The organism is Ensifer sp. D2-11 (assembly GCF_054161295.1).
The window spans coordinates 883,300-898,503 of sequence record NZ_CP096433.1; the positions used below are offsets into that span (position 1 = coordinate 883,300).

At 63.8% G+C, this 15,204-nt stretch carries 12 protein-coding genes; 11 read left to right on the forward strand and 1 reads right to left on the reverse strand.

What is annotated here, in order from left to right; translation table 11 throughout:
* Positions 1-138: 138 nt before the first annotated feature.
* Genes mraY through murB form a run of 6 tightly spaced genes read left to right on the forward strand, consistent with a single transcriptional unit; the run spans position 139 to position 7,360 of the window.
* Positions 139-1,239, forward strand: a complete 1,101-nt coding sequence (gene mraY, locus M1D34_RS04200) for a phospho-N-acetylmuramoyl-pentapeptide-transferase (protein WP_003529135.1) — start codon at positions 139-141, stop codon at positions 1,237-1,239.
* Positions 1,240-1,245: 6 nt separating this feature from the next.
* Positions 1,246-2,637, forward strand: a complete 1,392-nt coding sequence (gene murD, locus M1D34_RS04205; protein ID WP_498780823.1) for a UDP-N-acetylmuramoyl-L-alanine--D-glutamate ligase — start codon at positions 1,246-1,248, stop codon at positions 2,635-2,637.
* Positions 2,638-2,694: 57 nt separating this feature from the next.
* Positions 2,695-3,849 (forward strand): putative lipid II flippase FtsW, encoded by a 1,155-nt coding sequence (gene ftsW, locus M1D34_RS04210; protein ID WP_003529129.1) that lies wholly within the window; start codon positions 2,695-2,697, stop codon positions 3,847-3,849.
* A gap of 3 nt (positions 3,850-3,852) precedes the next feature.
* Positions 3,853-4,977 carry an undecaprenyldiphospho-muramoylpentapeptide beta-N-acetylglucosaminyltransferase gene (gene murG, locus M1D34_RS04215; protein ID WP_010969747.1) on the forward strand — a complete coding sequence of 375 codons (1,125 nt, stop codon included), beginning with the start codon at positions 3,853-3,855 and terminating at the stop codon, positions 4,975-4,977.
* Positions 4,974-6,389 carry a UDP-N-acetylmuramate--L-alanine ligase gene (murC, locus tag M1D34_RS04220; RefSeq protein ID WP_003529126.1) on the forward strand — a complete coding sequence of 472 codons (1,416 nt, stop codon included), beginning with the start codon at positions 4,974-4,976 and terminating at the stop codon, positions 6,387-6,389. The genes murG and murC overlap by 4 nt, the downstream gene beginning before the upstream one ends.
* Entirely contained in the window at positions 6,386-7,360 is a 975-nt protein-coding gene (gene murB / locus M1D34_RS04225) for a UDP-N-acetylmuramate dehydrogenase (protein ID WP_003529123.1), read from the forward strand. The genes murC and murB overlap by 4 nt, the downstream gene beginning before the upstream one ends.
* A 72-nt stretch (positions 7,361-7,432) precedes the next feature.
* On the opposite strand, the gene M1D34_RS04230 is transcribed toward murB, so the two are convergent.
* Complete coding sequence (locus tag M1D34_RS04230; RefSeq protein WP_003529121.1) at positions 7,433-8,743, reverse strand: MFS transporter; 1,311 nt, start codon at positions 8,741-8,743, stop codon at positions 7,433-7,435.
* Between the two features lie 401 nt (positions 8,744-9,144).
* Between M1D34_RS04230 and aqpZ the strand changes: the two genes are divergently transcribed.
* From aqpZ to ftsZ, 5 genes are all read left to right on the forward strand, one after another.
* On the forward strand, positions 9,145-9,831 hold the full coding sequence (gene aqpZ / locus M1D34_RS04235; protein ID WP_003529119.1) for an aquaporin Z: 687 nt from the start codon (positions 9,145-9,147) through the stop codon (positions 9,829-9,831).
* A gap of 310 nt (positions 9,832-10,141) precedes the next feature.
* On the forward strand, positions 10,142-11,068 hold the full coding sequence (locus M1D34_RS04240; RefSeq protein ID WP_003529117.1) for a D-alanine--D-alanine ligase: 927 nt from the start codon (positions 10,142-10,144) through the stop codon (positions 11,066-11,068).
* Positions 11,056-11,985: a cell division protein FtsQ gene (ftsQ, locus tag M1D34_RS04245; protein ID WP_003529115.1), complete on the forward strand. Its 930-nt coding sequence runs from the start codon at positions 11,056-11,058 to the stop codon at positions 11,983-11,985. The genes M1D34_RS04240 and ftsQ overlap by 13 nt, the downstream gene beginning before the upstream one ends.
* Complete coding sequence (ftsA, locus tag M1D34_RS04250) at positions 11,982-13,310, forward strand: cell division protein FtsA (RefSeq protein WP_010969742.1); 1,329 nt, start codon at positions 11,982-11,984, stop codon at positions 13,308-13,310. Before ftsQ ends, ftsA begins: the two co-directional genes overlap by 4 nt.
* A 94-nt stretch (positions 13,311-13,404) precedes the next feature.
* Positions 13,405-15,177: a cell division protein FtsZ gene (gene ftsZ / locus M1D34_RS04255; RefSeq protein WP_498780829.1), complete on the forward strand. Its 1,773-nt coding sequence runs from the start codon at positions 13,405-13,407 to the stop codon at positions 15,175-15,177.
* Positions 15,178-15,204 lie beyond the last annotated feature (27 nt).

The window sequence follows — 15,204 nt, forward strand, 5'->3', positions numbered from 1 at the left end:
CGCGGCGCCGCAGTGCTGGTGGATACGGCCTTCGGCCAGGGGAAATGGCCTAACATAGTCGAACGCAAGCGGGTATCTTCTGGCAGATGATTCTGTTGGACGATGTCCGATTATAAACTTCTGGGGGAAAGGTCCCTTATGCTGATCTGGCTTGTGGAACTGGCGGACCACTTTCAATTCTTCAATCTCTTTCGCTACATCACCTTCCGTACGGGGGCGGCTCTCTTTACCTCTGCCTTGATCGTGTTCCTGTTCGGCCCCGCCATGATCGCCTCGTTGCGCATCCGCCAGGGCAAGGGCCAGCCGATCCGCGCCGACGGCCCCCAGACGCACTTCAAGAAGGCCGGTACGCCGACCATGGGCGGGTTGATGATCCTGACCGGCATCGTGGTGTCGTCGCTGCTCTGGGCCGATCTGTCCAGCATCTACGTCGTATCGACGCTTCTGGTGACGCTCGGTTTCGGCGCGATAGGCTTCTACGACGACTATCTCAAGGTGACGAAACAGTCGGAAAAGGGCTTCTCCGGCAAGGCACGACTCGGCATCGAGTTCGTGATCGCCGCCGTTGCCGTCTTCTTCATGATGCAGGCGGCGCTTTCCGCAGGGGCGGCGGGTTCCACCTTCGGCTCGTCGGTGACCTTTCCCTTCTTCAAGGACCTGATGCTCAATCTCGGATATTTCTTCGTGCTGTTCGGCGGGTTCGTCATCGTCGGCGCGGGAAATTCGGTAAACCTGACCGACGGCCTCGACGGGCTCGCGATCGTTCCCGTCATGATCGCGTCGGCCGCATTCGGGCTGATCGCCTATCTTGCGGGTAACGCCGTCTTCGCCAATTACCTGCAGATCCATTTCGTGCCCGGCACCGGCGAACTCGCGGTGATCCTTGGCGCCGTGATCGGCGCGGGACTCGGCTTCCTGTGGTTCAACGCACCGCCTGCCGCGATTTTCATGGGCGATACGGGTTCGCTCGCGCTCGGCGGCTTGATCGGCACCGTGGCCGTCGCGACCAAGCACGAGATCGTCATGATCATCATCGGCGGGCTCTTCGTCATCGAGACGCTGTCGGTCATCATCCAGGTCTTCTGGTTCAAGCGCACCGGGCATCGCGTGTTCCTGATGGCGCCGATCCACCATCACTTCGAGAAGAAGGGCTGGACGGAAAGCCAGGTGGTGATCCGTTTCTGGATCATCGCAGTGATCCTCGCAATGGTCGGCCTCTCCACGCTGAAGCTGCGGTGAGCCACGATGATCCCGGTCACCTCATTCAAGGGCAGGAAGGTCGCACTCTTCGGGCTAGGCGGCTCGGGCCTCGCTACGGCTCAGGCACTCGTTTCGGGCGGCGCAGATGTCGTGGCGTGGGACGACAATCCTGACAGCGTCGCCAAGGCTGCTGCGGCCGGAATAGCCACCGCTGATTTGCGCGGCGCCGACTGGCATGCCTTCGCCGCCTTCGTGCTTTCGCCCGGCGTTCCGCTGACGCATCCGAAGCCGCACTGGAGCGTCGATCTCGCGCATCAGGCCGGCGTCGAGATCATCGGCGATGTGGAGCTCTTCGTGCGTGAGCGGCGCAAACACGCGCCCGATTGCCCCTTCATCGCCATCACCGGCACCAACGGCAAGTCCACGACGACGGCGCTGATCGCCCATATCCTCAGGACAAGCGGGCGCGACACGCAGCTCGGCGGCAATATCGGCACCGCGGTGCTGACGCTGGACCCGCCGAAAGCAGGGCGCTTCTATGTCGTCGAATGCTCATCCTACCAGATCGACCTTGCGCCAACGCTCGACCCGACCGCGGGGATACTGCTCAACCTGACGCCGGATCACCTGGATCGCCACGGCACGATGCAGCACTATGCGGACATCAAGGAGCGTCTGGTGGCGGGGAGCGGAACGGCGGTGGTCGGCGTCGACGACAGCCTCTCGAGCCTGATCGCCGATCGGGTGGAGCGGGCAGGAACAAAGGTCGTGCGTATATCGCGCCGCCATCCGCTTGCCCAGGGCGTCTATGCCGAAGGCTCGGCGCTGATGCGTGCGCAGGACGGGGCATCGTCGCTCTTTACCGACCTCGCCGGGATCCAGACGCTGCGCGGAGGGCACAATGCCCAGAACGCTGCGGCTGCGATCGCCGCCTGCCTGGCGGTCGGCATCTCCGAGAAGGATATCGTCGACGGCCTCAGGAGCTTTCCGGGCCTCAAGCACCGGATGCAGCCGGTTGCGAAGAAGGGCGAGATCGTCTTCGTCAACGACAGCAAGGCGACCAATGCAGAGGCTGCAGCCCCGGCGCTTTCGAGTTACGACCGAATCTACTGGATCGCCGGCGGTCTGCCGAAGGAGGGCGGCATCACGTCACTGGCGCCGTTCTTCCCGAAGATCGTCAAGGCCTATCTGATCGGAGAGGCGGCCCCCTCCTTCGCCGCGACACTCGGCGAGGCAGTGCCCTACGAAATCTCCGGGACGTTGGAAAAGGCGGTTGCGCACGCGGCAGCGGATGCGGCGCGGGACTCGCAAGGTCCTGCGGCCGTGATGCTTTCTCCGGCTTGCGCAAGCTTCGACCAGTACAAGAACTTCGAGGTGCGCGGAGATGCCTTCGTCGGCCATGTGGCGGTGCTCGAGGGCGTGAGCATGCTGATCTGACGGCTCCGGCCGGTAGTGGATGTTGGCGCACTAGGCGCCGGGAAAGGGGACAGACTGATGGTAAGCCGAGCCGAACGTGGCCCCGTGGCCGACTGGTTCTGGACGATCGACAGATTTTTTCTCGCCGCCTTCATCCTGCTGATGGGCGTGGGCTTCATGCTCTCCTTCGCCGCAAGCCCCCCGGTCGCCGAACGGCTCGGCCTCGACAGCTTCCACTTCGTCAAGCGCCATGCGCTCTTCCTCCTGCCGTCGCTGGTGGTGATGGTCGGCATCTCCTTCCTCTCGCCGCGACAGGTGCGGCGCACGGCGATCATCCTGCTCGTGATTTCCACGGCGATGATGGTGCTGGCTCTGTTCTTCGGCCAGGAGGTCAAGGGTTCCAGGCGGTGGCTGTCGCTCGCCGGCATTTCGATACAGCCCTCGGAATTCATGAAGCCCGCCTTTGTCGTGGTCTGCGCCTGGCTTTTCGCCGAACATGCACGGCAGCCGGAAATTCCCGGCAATCTGCTTTCGATCCTCCTCTTCGGTATCGTCGGGGCGCTCCTCGTCGCCCAGCCCGACCTCGGCCAGACCATCCTCACGACGGTGGTCTGGGGCGGCATGTTCTTCATGGCGGGCATGCCATGGCTCTGGATCATCGTGCTCGCGTCGGTGGCGATAGGCGGGTTTTTCGCCGCCTATTCCATCCTGCCTCACGTCGCCGGCCGCATCGACCGGTTCCTGACCGGAGAAGGCGATACGTTCCAGGTGGATACGGCCCGCGAGGCGATCATTCGCGGTGACTGGTTCGGCCGCGGCCCGGGCGAGGGCGTGGTGAAGCGCATCATTCCGGACAGCCATACGGACTTCATCTTCTCCGTCGCTGCGGAGGAGTTCGGCATCGTCTTCTGCATGGTCGTCGTCGTGATTTTCGCCTTCGTGGTTATGCGCGGCCTCAATCATGCCTTCCGTGAGCGCAACGATTTCAACCGGTTCGCGGTTGCCGGGCTGGTGCTGCAAATCGGCATCCAGTCGATGATCAATATCGGCGTGAATCTCGAGCTGCTTCCGGCCAAGGGCATGACGCTCCCGCTGATTTCCTATGGCGGGTCGTCGATGGTGGCGATCTGCGTGACAGCGGGATTCATTCTGGCACTGACGCGTCATCGGCCCGAGAAGCGTGCCGTCGAGCGCAGCCTCTTTCGATCGGGCGTCGGAGTGCCGGCGGAGTGAGACATGGATAAAGGCATCATTCTTCTTGCCGCCGGCGGGACCGGCGGGCATCTCTTTCCAGCCGAGGCGCTGGCGCACGAGCTGAAAGCGACGGGTTATTCCGTGCATCTGGTGACGGACAGCCGTGCCGAACGCTTCACGGGAAAGTTCCCGGCCGACGAGATTCATGTCGTGCCGTCGGCGACGATCGGCTCGAAGAATCCGGTGAAACTCGCCCGGTCGGTGTGGAAGCTCTGGACGGGTCTGAGGGCGGCCCGGCGATTGATTGCCAGGCTTAAGCCCAGGGCCGTCGTCGGCTTCGGCGGCTACCCGACGGTGCCGCCGCTGCTTGCGGCCACGGGCATGGGCATTCCGTCCATCATCCACGAACAGAACGCGGTGATGGGCCGCGCCAACAAAATGCTCGCATCGCGGGTCAAGGCCGTCGCCGGCGGCTTTCTTCCGGAAGGCACCGGAGCCTTCGCGGCGAAGACCGTGGCGACCGGAAACCCTGTGCGCCCCGCGGTACTGAAGGCTGCCGGGGTTCCTTATGCGCCGGCTGCCGGCGATGCGCCCTTTCATCTCGTGGTCTTCGGTGGCAGCCAGGGCGCGCAATTCTTCTCGAAAGCGGTGCCGCAGGCGGTCTGCCGGCTCGACGACGCGCTGCGCCAGCGGCTGAAGGTGACGCAGCAGGCCCGGCCCGAGGACCGGGAAGGCGTCATCGCGGTCTACGAGAAGCTCGGCGTTCCCGCTGAGGTCTCCCCCTTCTTCACCGACATGGCCGGTCGGATCGCTTCGGCGCAGCTCCTTATCTGCCGCTCGGGCGCTTCCACCGTTTCGGAAATCTCGGTCATCGGGCGCCCGGCGATCCTGGTGCCATATCCCTACGCTCTCGACCACGACCAGGCAGCCAATGCCGCCGCACTCGCCGCGAAAGGCGGGGCGCGCGTGATCGCTCAGGTGGAGCTCAGCGCCGAGCGTCTCGCCGGCATCCTTGCGGATGCGATGAGCAACCCGGATGCGCTGGCGCAGATGGCGGCCGGCGCCCGCCAGACCGGCAAGCCGGACGCCGCGCGCTTGCTTGCCTTGCTGGTAGAGGCTATTGCCAGCGGCTCGACAGTCGCGAAGTTCAAGGAAACACGCTCATGAAGATGCCGAAGACGATCGGGCTCGTACATTTCATTGGTATCGGCGGCATCGGCATGAGCGGTATTGCCGAAGTCCTGCACAATCTCGGCCATCGCGTCCAGGGTTCCGACCAGGCCGACAGCGCCAATGTGCAGCGTCTGCGGGAAAAGGGCATCAGCATTTCCATCGGGCACAAAGCGGAAAATCTCGGCGATGCCGAGGTGGTCGTCGTCTCGACGGCGATCAAGAAGGACAATCCCGAGCTTATCGCTGCACGCGAGAAATTCCTGCCGGTCGTGCGCCGGGCCGAGATGCTTGCCGAGCTGATGCGCTTCCGCAATGCGATTGCGATCGGCGGGACCCATGGCAAGACGACGACGACCTCGATGGTCGCCGCCCTGCTCGATGCGGGCGGCCTCGATCCGACGGTGATCAACGGCGGCATCATCAACGCCTACGGCACCAATGCGCGCATGGGCGCCGGCGAATGGATGGTGGTCGAAGCGGACGAATCCGACGGCACGTTCCTGAAGCTGCCGGCCGACATCGCGGTCGTCACCAATATCGATCCCGAACATCTCGACCACTACGGCAGTTTCGACGCCGTGCGCGCGGCCTTCCGGCAGTTCGTCGAGAACGTGCCCTTTTACGGATTTGGCGTGCTGTGTCTCGACCATCCGGAAGTCCAGTCCATGGTCGGCAAGATCGAGGACCGGAAGGTCGTCACCTACGGCGAGAACCCCCAGGCCGACGTGCGCTTCCACAATATCCGCATGGACGGTGCGACCTCCATCTTCGATATCGAGATCCGCCGCCGCCGCACGGGCCAGGTGATCGAGATCAAGGATCTCAGGCTGCCGATGCCCGGACGCCATAATGTCTCGAACGCCACGGCTGCCGTAGCGGTCGCACAGCGGCTCGGCATCAAGCCCGAGGACATAGCGAGAGGTCTTGCCACCTTTGGCGGCGTCAAGCGCCGCTTCACGCTGACGGGCGAATGGAACGGCGCGCGCATCTTCGACGATTACGGCCACCACCCGGTCGAGATCAGGGCAGTCCTGAGGGCGGCGCGGGAGGCGTGCCAGGGGCGCATCGTCGCGGTCCACCAGCCGCATCGCTATTCGCGCCTGTCGAGCCTCTTCGAGGACTTCACCTCCTGCTTCAACGACGCCGATACGATCCTGCTCGCTCCGGTCTATGCGGCCGGCGAGGAAGCCATAGAGGGCGTCAGTTCGGAAGCGCTTGTCGACCGCATCAAGGCTGCCGGCCATCGCGATGCCCGCCACGTCCCCGGACAGGAGGCACTGGCGCCTGTTATCGCGAAGATTGCGCAGCCGGGCGATTTTGTGGTTCTCTTGGGAGCTGGCAGCATTACCTATTGGGCCGCGGCCTTGCCCAAGCAGCTCGCGGAAATTTCAGGAAATCGAGCATGAAACAGGTCAACGGTCAGAAACTTCTCGATTCGCTCGGAAGCGGCGTCGCTGCAATCCGCGGACGTCTCACGCCCGATGCCCCGATGGACCGCGTCACCTGGTTTCGTGCGGGCGGCCTTGCCGAACTCATGTTCCAGCCGCACGACACCGACGACCTCGTCGCCTTCCTGAAGCTGGTGCCCGAAGAGGTGCCGGTGATGGTCGTCGGCGTGGGCTCCAACCTGCTCGTGCGCGACGGCGGCATTCCGGGCGTCGTCATCCGGCTTTCTGCGAAGGGCTTCGGCGATCTCGAACTCGCCGGTGAAAACCGCATCAAGGCGGGCGCGATCTGCCCGGACAAGAACATCGCCGCCATGGCGCTCGACCATGGCATTGGCGGCTTCTACTTCTATTACGGCATTCCCGGTTCGATTGGCGGGGCACTCCGCATGAACGCCGGCGCCAATAGCGGCGAGACCAGCGAACGCGTCATCGAGGTCCATGCCGTCGACCGCAAGGGCAACAGGCATGTCCTGAGCAAAGCGGAGATGGGCTATGGCTACCGCCATTCCGGCGCGGCCAAGGAGCTGATTTTCACGCATGCGATCTTCGAGGGTTATGCGGAAGACAAGACCAAGATCCGCACCGACATGGACGCCGTGCGCCAGCATCGCGAAACGGTGCAGCCGATCCGCGAGAAGACCGGCGGATCCACCTTCAAGAACCCGGACGGCCATTCGGCCTGGAAGCTGATCGACGAGGCCGGCTGCCGCGGGATGATGATCGGCAATGCCCAGATGTCGCCGCTTCACTGCAATTTCATGATCAATACCGGACAGGCGACGGGCTACGAGCTCGAATATCTCGGTGAGACCGTGCGCCAGCGGGTGATGGAGCATTCCGGCGTCAAGCTGGAATGGGAAATCAAGCGGGTCGGTAATTTCATGCCGGGCTACGAAATCAGGGAATTCCTCGGCCGCGCCACGGCCTGAGCCGAAATCAGGACCAAAGAAAAGGGCCGCGACGGTCATCCGCCGCGGCCCTTTTTTCAGGATTATTCCATCTCAGCCCGAGACCTCTTCCTCGTTCGAAAGAAGCAGGCAGACGAGCGTGATCGAAGCCGCCGCCAGCAGATAGTAGCCGACATGGCCGAGGCTGTAATTGGTCGCGAGCCAGGTGGCGATATAGGGCGCCAGCGACGCGCCGAAGATGCCGGCGAGGTTGAAGGTCATCGAGGCTCCGGTATAGCGCACCGCGGTCGGGAAGGGGGCCGCCAGTGCGGCGCCGATCGGCCCGTAGGTGAGGCCCATCAGGCCGAGGCCGACGATCGAGAAGACGAAGGCCCCGCCGAGACCGGACGACAGGAGCGGTGCCATGAAGAGGCCGAAAACGCCGATCCCGATCGTCGTCAGTACCAGCACGAGACGGCGGCCGAAGCGGTCCGAAAGGATGCCGGAGACGGGGATCATCAGGCCGAAGAAGACGACGCCCGTCATCTGTACGAGGAGGAACTGTTCGCGCGAATAGCCGAGCTTGGTCGTGCCCCAGGAGAGCGAGAAGACGGTCATCAGATAGAACAGGACGAAGGTCGCGAGCGCCACGAAGGTGCCGAGTACGAGGCTTCGCTTGTGCGAGCGGAAGATCGCCGCGACCGGCACCTCGACGCGCTCGTGCTTGTCGATCGCCTTCTGGAATTCCGGCGTTTCGGTGATCTTCAGGCGGACATAGAGGCCGACGATCACGAGCAGCACGCTGGCGATGAAGGGAACGCGCCAGCCCCAGGCGAGGAAGGCCTCTTCGCTCATGACCTCGCCGAGGATGAGGAAGGTTCCGGCCGACAGGATGAAGCCGATCGGCGCGCCGAGTTGCGGGAACATGGCGTACCAGCTCCGCTTGCCTTCAGGCGCATTCTCGGTGGCGAGCAACACCGCGCCGCCCCATTCGCCGCCGAGGCCGAGGCCCTGGCCGAAGCGGCAGAGGGCAAGCAGCAGCGGTGCCACGACGCCGATCGTCGAATAGGTGGGCAACAGGCCGATGACGACCGTCGAGATGCCCATGGTCATCAGCGCGGCGACGAGCGTCGCCTTGCGGCCGATCCTGTCGCCGAAGTGACCGAAGATCACGGCGCCGAGCGGGCGGGCGAAGAAGGCGATCGAGAAGGTGGCGAGGGACTGCAGCATTGCCGAGGTCGGATCGGCTGCAGGGAAGAAGAGGTGCGGGAAGATGATCACCGCTGCGGTCGCATAGACATAGAAGTCGAAGAATTCGATCGTCGTGCCGACGAGGCTGGCGAACAGCACCCGGGCAGGGGAGTTCACGGCCTGCCGATGCAACGCACCATCCTGCGGCGACAGCGAGGTTGTCGCGTCTGTCATTGGTTCGTTCCTGGAGCAATTGGCGGGAAAGCGAGTAACTCTCCCCGCCGGAATTGCGTAGTTTCATAGGGTTAGATCAGTTCGCTGTCCGATGGACACAATCAAACGATCTGGCGGTCATGCCGTCTTGGGAGGCGGGCGGCCGGTTCTTAGCGCAAGTTTTCACATCGAGAAAGCCTGATTTCGTAAGAAATGCGAACTAAATGCGCTTGCCGGCGAAGGAATATTCCACCGGCATATCGCCGCCCGTGTGCTCGATCAGCCGGCATTCCCGCCTACGCGAATTCATTGTCTTCCCGTATTGCGGGCATCGCCTGAAAATACATCTCCCGCTTGACGGGAATCGAATACTGGAGAACTCTCGCCGGCGAAGCGTTTTGCTTCGGTTCGGGGGAATATTCATGTTCAGGAAGCTCTCTGTGGAATTTCTCGGTACTTTCTGGCTCGTTCTCGGCGGGTGCGGCAGCGCCGTGCTTGCCGCTGCCTTCCCGGAGGTCGGCATCGGCCTGCTTGGGGTCTCCTTTGCCTTCGGCCTTACGGTGCTGACCATGGCCTATGCGGTCGGCGGGATTTCGGGCGGTCATTTCAATCCGGCGGTATCGGTCGGGCTTGCCGTTGCCGGCAGAATGCCGCCGGCAAGCCTCGTCGGTTACATCCTCGCGCAGGTCGCCGGCGCGATCGCCGCAGCTGCCGTGCTCTACGTGATCGCCAGCGGCAAGGCCGATTTCCAGCTTGGCGGTTTTGCCGCCAATGGCTACGGCGAACACTCGCCGGGCGGTTATTCGTTGACGGCGGCGCTCGTCACCGAGGTCGTCATGACCGCCTTTTTCCTGCTCATCATTCTTGGCTCGACGCATAGCCGTGTGCCTGTGGGCTTCGCGCCCATCGCCATCGGCCTGGGGCTGACCTTGATTCACCTCGTCTCGATCCCGGTCACCAACACCTCGGTCAATCCGGCGCGTTCGACCGGACAGGCGCTGTTCGTCGGCGATTGGGCGATTTCCCAGCTCTGGCTCTTCTGGGTCGCGCCGCTGATCGGTGCGGTCATCGCCGGAATCGTATGGAAGATCGTCGGCGACGATAGCTAGGTCGAGAAAGATAGCGCGACGCAAGACCTTGTAGAGCCCGCCTGCACACGCAGGCGGGCTCTACCTTTCCTAAGATTATTTCCCTTGCAAGCCACAGAAAGCTCTGATTCAGCTAGGAAATCTTGTCTCTGGTTGATTCTTGACGGGTGTCGCCGAAGCGCGTTTCGCGGCGAGAGTTAACCAAAGTAAACACTTCATTAACCATAATGTCGTTGTAGTGGTTCTACGCGGCGGTCTCGCGAATCGCGGCTTCGAAATCAGCCAGGTGCAAGCAAGCTTCGCGATAGTGGCGTATTGTTTGGGGGTTTGAATGAGCAGCAAGCATGTTGCTGTCCTGTTGGGCGGATTTTCCTCGGAGAGGCCGGTGAGCCTGTCTTCGGGGACTGCTTGCGCGGATGCCCTGGAGGCCGAAGGCTATCGCGTCACGCGTGTCGATGTCGGTCGCGACGTCGCGGCGGTTCTTCAGGAATTGCGTCCGGATGTCGTCTTCAACGCGCTTCATGGGCCGTTCGGCGAGGACGGGACGATCCAGGGCATTCTCGAATATCTCGAGATTCCCTATACCCATTCGGGCGTTTTGGCCTCGGCGCTGGCCATGGATAAAGATCAGGCAAAGCATGTCGCCAAGGCTGCCGGCATTCCGGTTGCAGAAGCCTTGGTCATGGACCGGCGCAGCTTCGGCAATCAGCACCCGATGAAGCCGCCTTACGTGGTGAAGCCGGTCCGCGAGGGGTCGAGCTTCGGAGTGGTGATCGTCAAGGAGGATCAGTCGCATCCGCCTCAGGTGATTACCTCGAGCGAGTGGCGCTACGGCGACCGCGTCATGGTCGAGCGCTATATTGCGGGGCGCGAATTCACCTGCGGTGTCATGGGCGACGTCGCCCTCGGCGTCACTGAAATCATTCCGCAGGGGCACGCCTTCTACGATTACGACTCGAAATACGTAAAAGGTGGTTCGAAGCACGTCATACCTGCACAGATTTCACCAAATATTTACCAAAAAATACAAACACTGGCGTTGAAGGCGCATCAGGCGATCGGTTGCCGCGGCGTCAGCCGGTCCGACTTTCGTTTCGACGATCGTGGGGATGGTGAGGGCGAGTTGATCTGGCTCGAGATCAACACCCAACCCGGCATGACCCCAACGTCCCTGGTGCCCGAAATGGCGCAGCATGCGGGCCTTCAGTTCGGTGAGTTTCTCAAGTGGATGGTGGAGGACGCGTCGTGCTTGCGCTGAGGGGCAGAAGGGGCAAGAGGGTTCGTTACCCGGCCGACGGTGTCGCCGAGGCGGACGAAGCGTTCGTCCTGCCGCGGCCGCTGCGCAGGGGCGTGCGCTTTCTGATCAGCCTTGGCGCCGGTCGAATCCGCTTCCCGAATCATACCGGAACAGTATCCGCCGCAGCTTTCATGGTGGCGACGGGCCTCTATGGCATGTCGCTCGGCGGCCACACGCAGAGCTTCGCGCAGGTCTCGACGACTGCCGCCGGCTTCGCGATCGAGGACGTCCGCGTCTCCGGCAACGCGCAGACCTCCGAGATCGACATCCTCCAGCAGCTCGGCCTGGACGGCACGACGTCACTGGTGGCGCTCGATATCGAGGAGGCGCGTCGGCTGATCGGCGAACTGCCCTGGGTCGAGACCGTCACGGTTCGCAAGGTCTATCCGGGCACCATCGAGGTCGTTCTCAAGGAGCGCGAAGCCTTCGGTATCTGGCAGCACGGATCGGATCTCTCGCTCATAGAGCGCAGCGGCAGCGTCATCGCGCCGCTCAGGGACAACAAGTTCGCCAGCCTGCCGCTTTTCGTCGGCCGCGACGCGGAGACGGCGGCGGCCGCGTTCTACGACGAGTTTTCCCGCTGGCCGGAGTTCCGCTCCCGCGTCAAGGCCTTCGTGCGCGTGGCCGGGCGCCGGTGGGATCTGCGGCTCAATAACGGCGTCGTGGTGAAACTTCCGGAAAAGGATGTCGCCCGCGCGATGAGCGTGCTCGCCGGTATGCAAGACACGCATCAGTTGCTCGAGCGCGACATCGCCGCCGTCGATCTCAGGCTCGAAGACCGCACGACCGTACAGTTGACGCCGGAAGCTGTGAAGCGCCGGGAAGTCGCACTCAAGGCGAGGGAGAAGATGCTGAAAGCCCAGGAGAAGCGGATATGAGTTTGTTCGGATCCGCCAATTTCGGCCTTCCGCGTCTGAAGCCCTTGCCCTCGAAGCGGTCGCATGTCGTGTCGGTGCTCGACATCGGCTCGACCAAGGTGGTATGCATGATCGGCCGCCTGACGCCGCGTGCCGAGAGCCAGATCCTGCCCGGGCGCACGCACAGCATCGAGGTCATCGGCATCGGTCACCAGAAGTCGCGGGGCGTCAAGAATGGGGTCATCGCCGATCTCGACGCGGTCGAAAGCGTCGTCCGGCTTGCGGTCGATGCAGCCGAGCGCATGGCGGGACTGACGATCGACAGCCTCATCGTGAATGTCTCAGCCGGCCGCCTGCAGAGCGACGTCTATACCGCGACGATCGATCTCGGCGGGCAGGAGGTCGAAGCGAACGATCTGAAGAAGGTACTCGCTGCCGCGGGGCACCAGTCGCTGCGCACCGACCGCGCCATCCTGCACTCTCTGCCGACCGGCTTCTCGCTGGACGGCGAGCGCGGCATCCGCGACCCGCTGGCGATGTTCGGTGACGTTCTCGGCGTCGACATGCATGTGCTGACGGCGGAGCGTCCCGCACTGAAGAACCTCGAGCTCTGCGTCAATCGCGCCCACCTCTCGGTCGAGGGCATGGTCGCGACGCCTTATGCCAGCGGGCTTGCGGCACTCGTGGATGACGAGGTCGAGCTCGGATGTGCGGCCATCGACATGGGCGGCGGTACGACGACGATCTCGGTTTTCGCCGAAGGCAAGCTCGTCCATGCGGACGCCGTCGGCCTTGGCGGCCACCACGTCACGACCGATCTTGCGCGCGGCCTGTCCACCCGCATCGAGGATGCCGAGCGCCTGAAGGTCGTGCACGGTTCGGCGCTTCCGAACAGCGCGGACGAGCGCGATATCATTTCGGTTCCGCCGATCGGCGAAGACGACCGCGACCAGCCGACACACGTGCCGCGCGCTCTGGTCTCGCGCATCGTTCGCGCTCGCATCGAAGAGACGCTGGAACTCATACGCGACCGCATCCAGCGGTCCGGTTTCAGCCCGATCGTCGGCAAGCGCATCGTATTGACGGGGGGAGCCAGCCAGCTGACCGGTCTGCCGGAAGCGGCGCGGCGCATTCTTGCACGCAATGTCCGCATCGGCCGCCCGCTCGGCGTATCCGGCCTGCCGGCGGCTGCCAAGGGCCCGGCCTTCTCCACGGCCGTCGGGCTGATGATCTATCCCCAGGTCGCCGACCTCGAGACGCATGCCGCCGGCAGCGGCATGTTCTCCACCCTCGGCGGCAACAGCCGTTTCGCCCGGATGGGGCAATGGCTGAAAGAAAGTTTCTAGATCGGTCGGCATATCGCCGGACGAGACAGGTGTTCGAGTTTGAAGGAATTGGCCGGCTCGGCAAGGCGGCCAGGGAAAGAGAAGGAACAGGACTATGGCCATCAACTTGCAGAAGCCGGACATTACCGAGCTGAAGCCGCGTATCACGGTCTTCGGCGTCGGCGGCGGCGGCGGCAACGCCGTCAACAACATGATCACCGCCGGGCTCCAGGGCGTCGATTTCGTCGTCGCCAACACGGATGCCCAGGCACTCACCATGACCAAGGCCGAGCGGATCATCCAGATGGGTGTCGCCGTCACCGAAGGTCTTGGTGCCGGCTCGCAACCGGAAGTCGGCCGTGCGGCCGCTGAAGAATGCATCGACGAGATCATCGATCACCTGCAGGGCACGCATATGTGCTTCGTCACCGCCGGCATGGGCGGCGGCACCGGCACGGGCGCTGCTCCGATCGTCGCCCAGGCTGCCCGAAACAAGGGTATCCTCACCGTCGGCGTCGTCACCAAGCCCTTCCATTTCGAAGGCGGACGCCGCATGCGGATCGCCGACCAGGGTATTTCCGATCTTCAGAAGTCGGTCGACACCCTGATCGTCATCCCGAACCAGAACCTCTTCCGCATCGCCAATGACAAGACGACCTTCGCGGACGCCTTCGCCATGGCCGACCAGGTCCTTTATTCGGGCGTCGCCTGCATCACCGACCTCATGGTCAAGGAAGGCCTCATCAACCTCGACTTCGCCGACGTCCGTTCGGTGATGCGCGAAATGGGCCGCGCCATGATGGGTACGGGCGAAGCCTCCGGCGAAGGCCGCGCAATGGCCGCTGCGGAAGCCGCGATCGCCAACCCGCTGCTCGACGAAACCTCGATGAAGGGCGCTCAGGGCCTGCTCATCTCCATCACCGGTGGCCGCGACCTCACGCTCTTCGAGGTGGATGAGGCTGCCACGCGTATCCGCGAGGAGGTCGATCCGGACGCCAACATCATTCTCGGCGCGACCTTCGACGAAGAGCTCGAAGGCCTCATTCGGGTTTCCGTCGTCGCCACCGGCATCGACCGCACGGCCGCGGAGGTGGCCGGCCGCTCCGCCGACTTTCGTCCGGTAGCGCCGAAGCCGATCGTCCGCCCGTCCGCCGCCGTTCCGGCTCAGCCGCAGCCGACTGTCTCGCTGCAGCCGGTGCCGCAGCCGCAGCCGGTGCAGCAGCCGCTCCAGCAGCAGAATGTCGACCATATCGCGCTCGCCATTCACGAGGCCGAAATGGAGCGCGAGCTCGACATCGCTGCGCGCGCCCAGGTCGCCGCACCGGCACCGCAGCCGCAGCCGCAGCTCCAGGAAGAGGCCTTCCGTCCGCAGAGCAAGCTCTTCGCCGGCGTCGCTCCGGCGGAGGCCGCACCGGTCATGCGGCCGGCGCAGCCGGCACCGCGCCCGGTCGAGATGCAGGCGCCCGTCCAGCCGCAGATGCAGGCGCAGCCGGTCCGGCAGGAGCCCACCCAGGTCGTGCGGCAGCAGGCCGAGCCGGTACGCATGCCGAAGGTCGAGGACTTTCCGCCGGTCGTGAAGGCAGAAATGGACCACCGGACGCAGCCGGCGCCTGCGCATCAGGAAGAACGCGGGCCGATGGGACTCCTGAACCGGATCACCAGCTCGCTCGGGCTGCGTGAACGGGAAGCGACGAATGTCTCGTCCGACATGACCGCCGCGGCACCAAGCGCCGCCTCGCAACAGCGCCGGCCGCTTTCGCCGGAAGCCAGCCTCTATGCGCCGCGTCGCGGCCAGCTCGACGATCACGGTCGCGCTGCACCGCAGATGCGGTCGCATGAAGACGATCAGCTCGAAATTCCGGCGTTCCTGCGCCGCCAGTCGAGCTGATACCTACGGCGCCGTGCGTCCGACCGG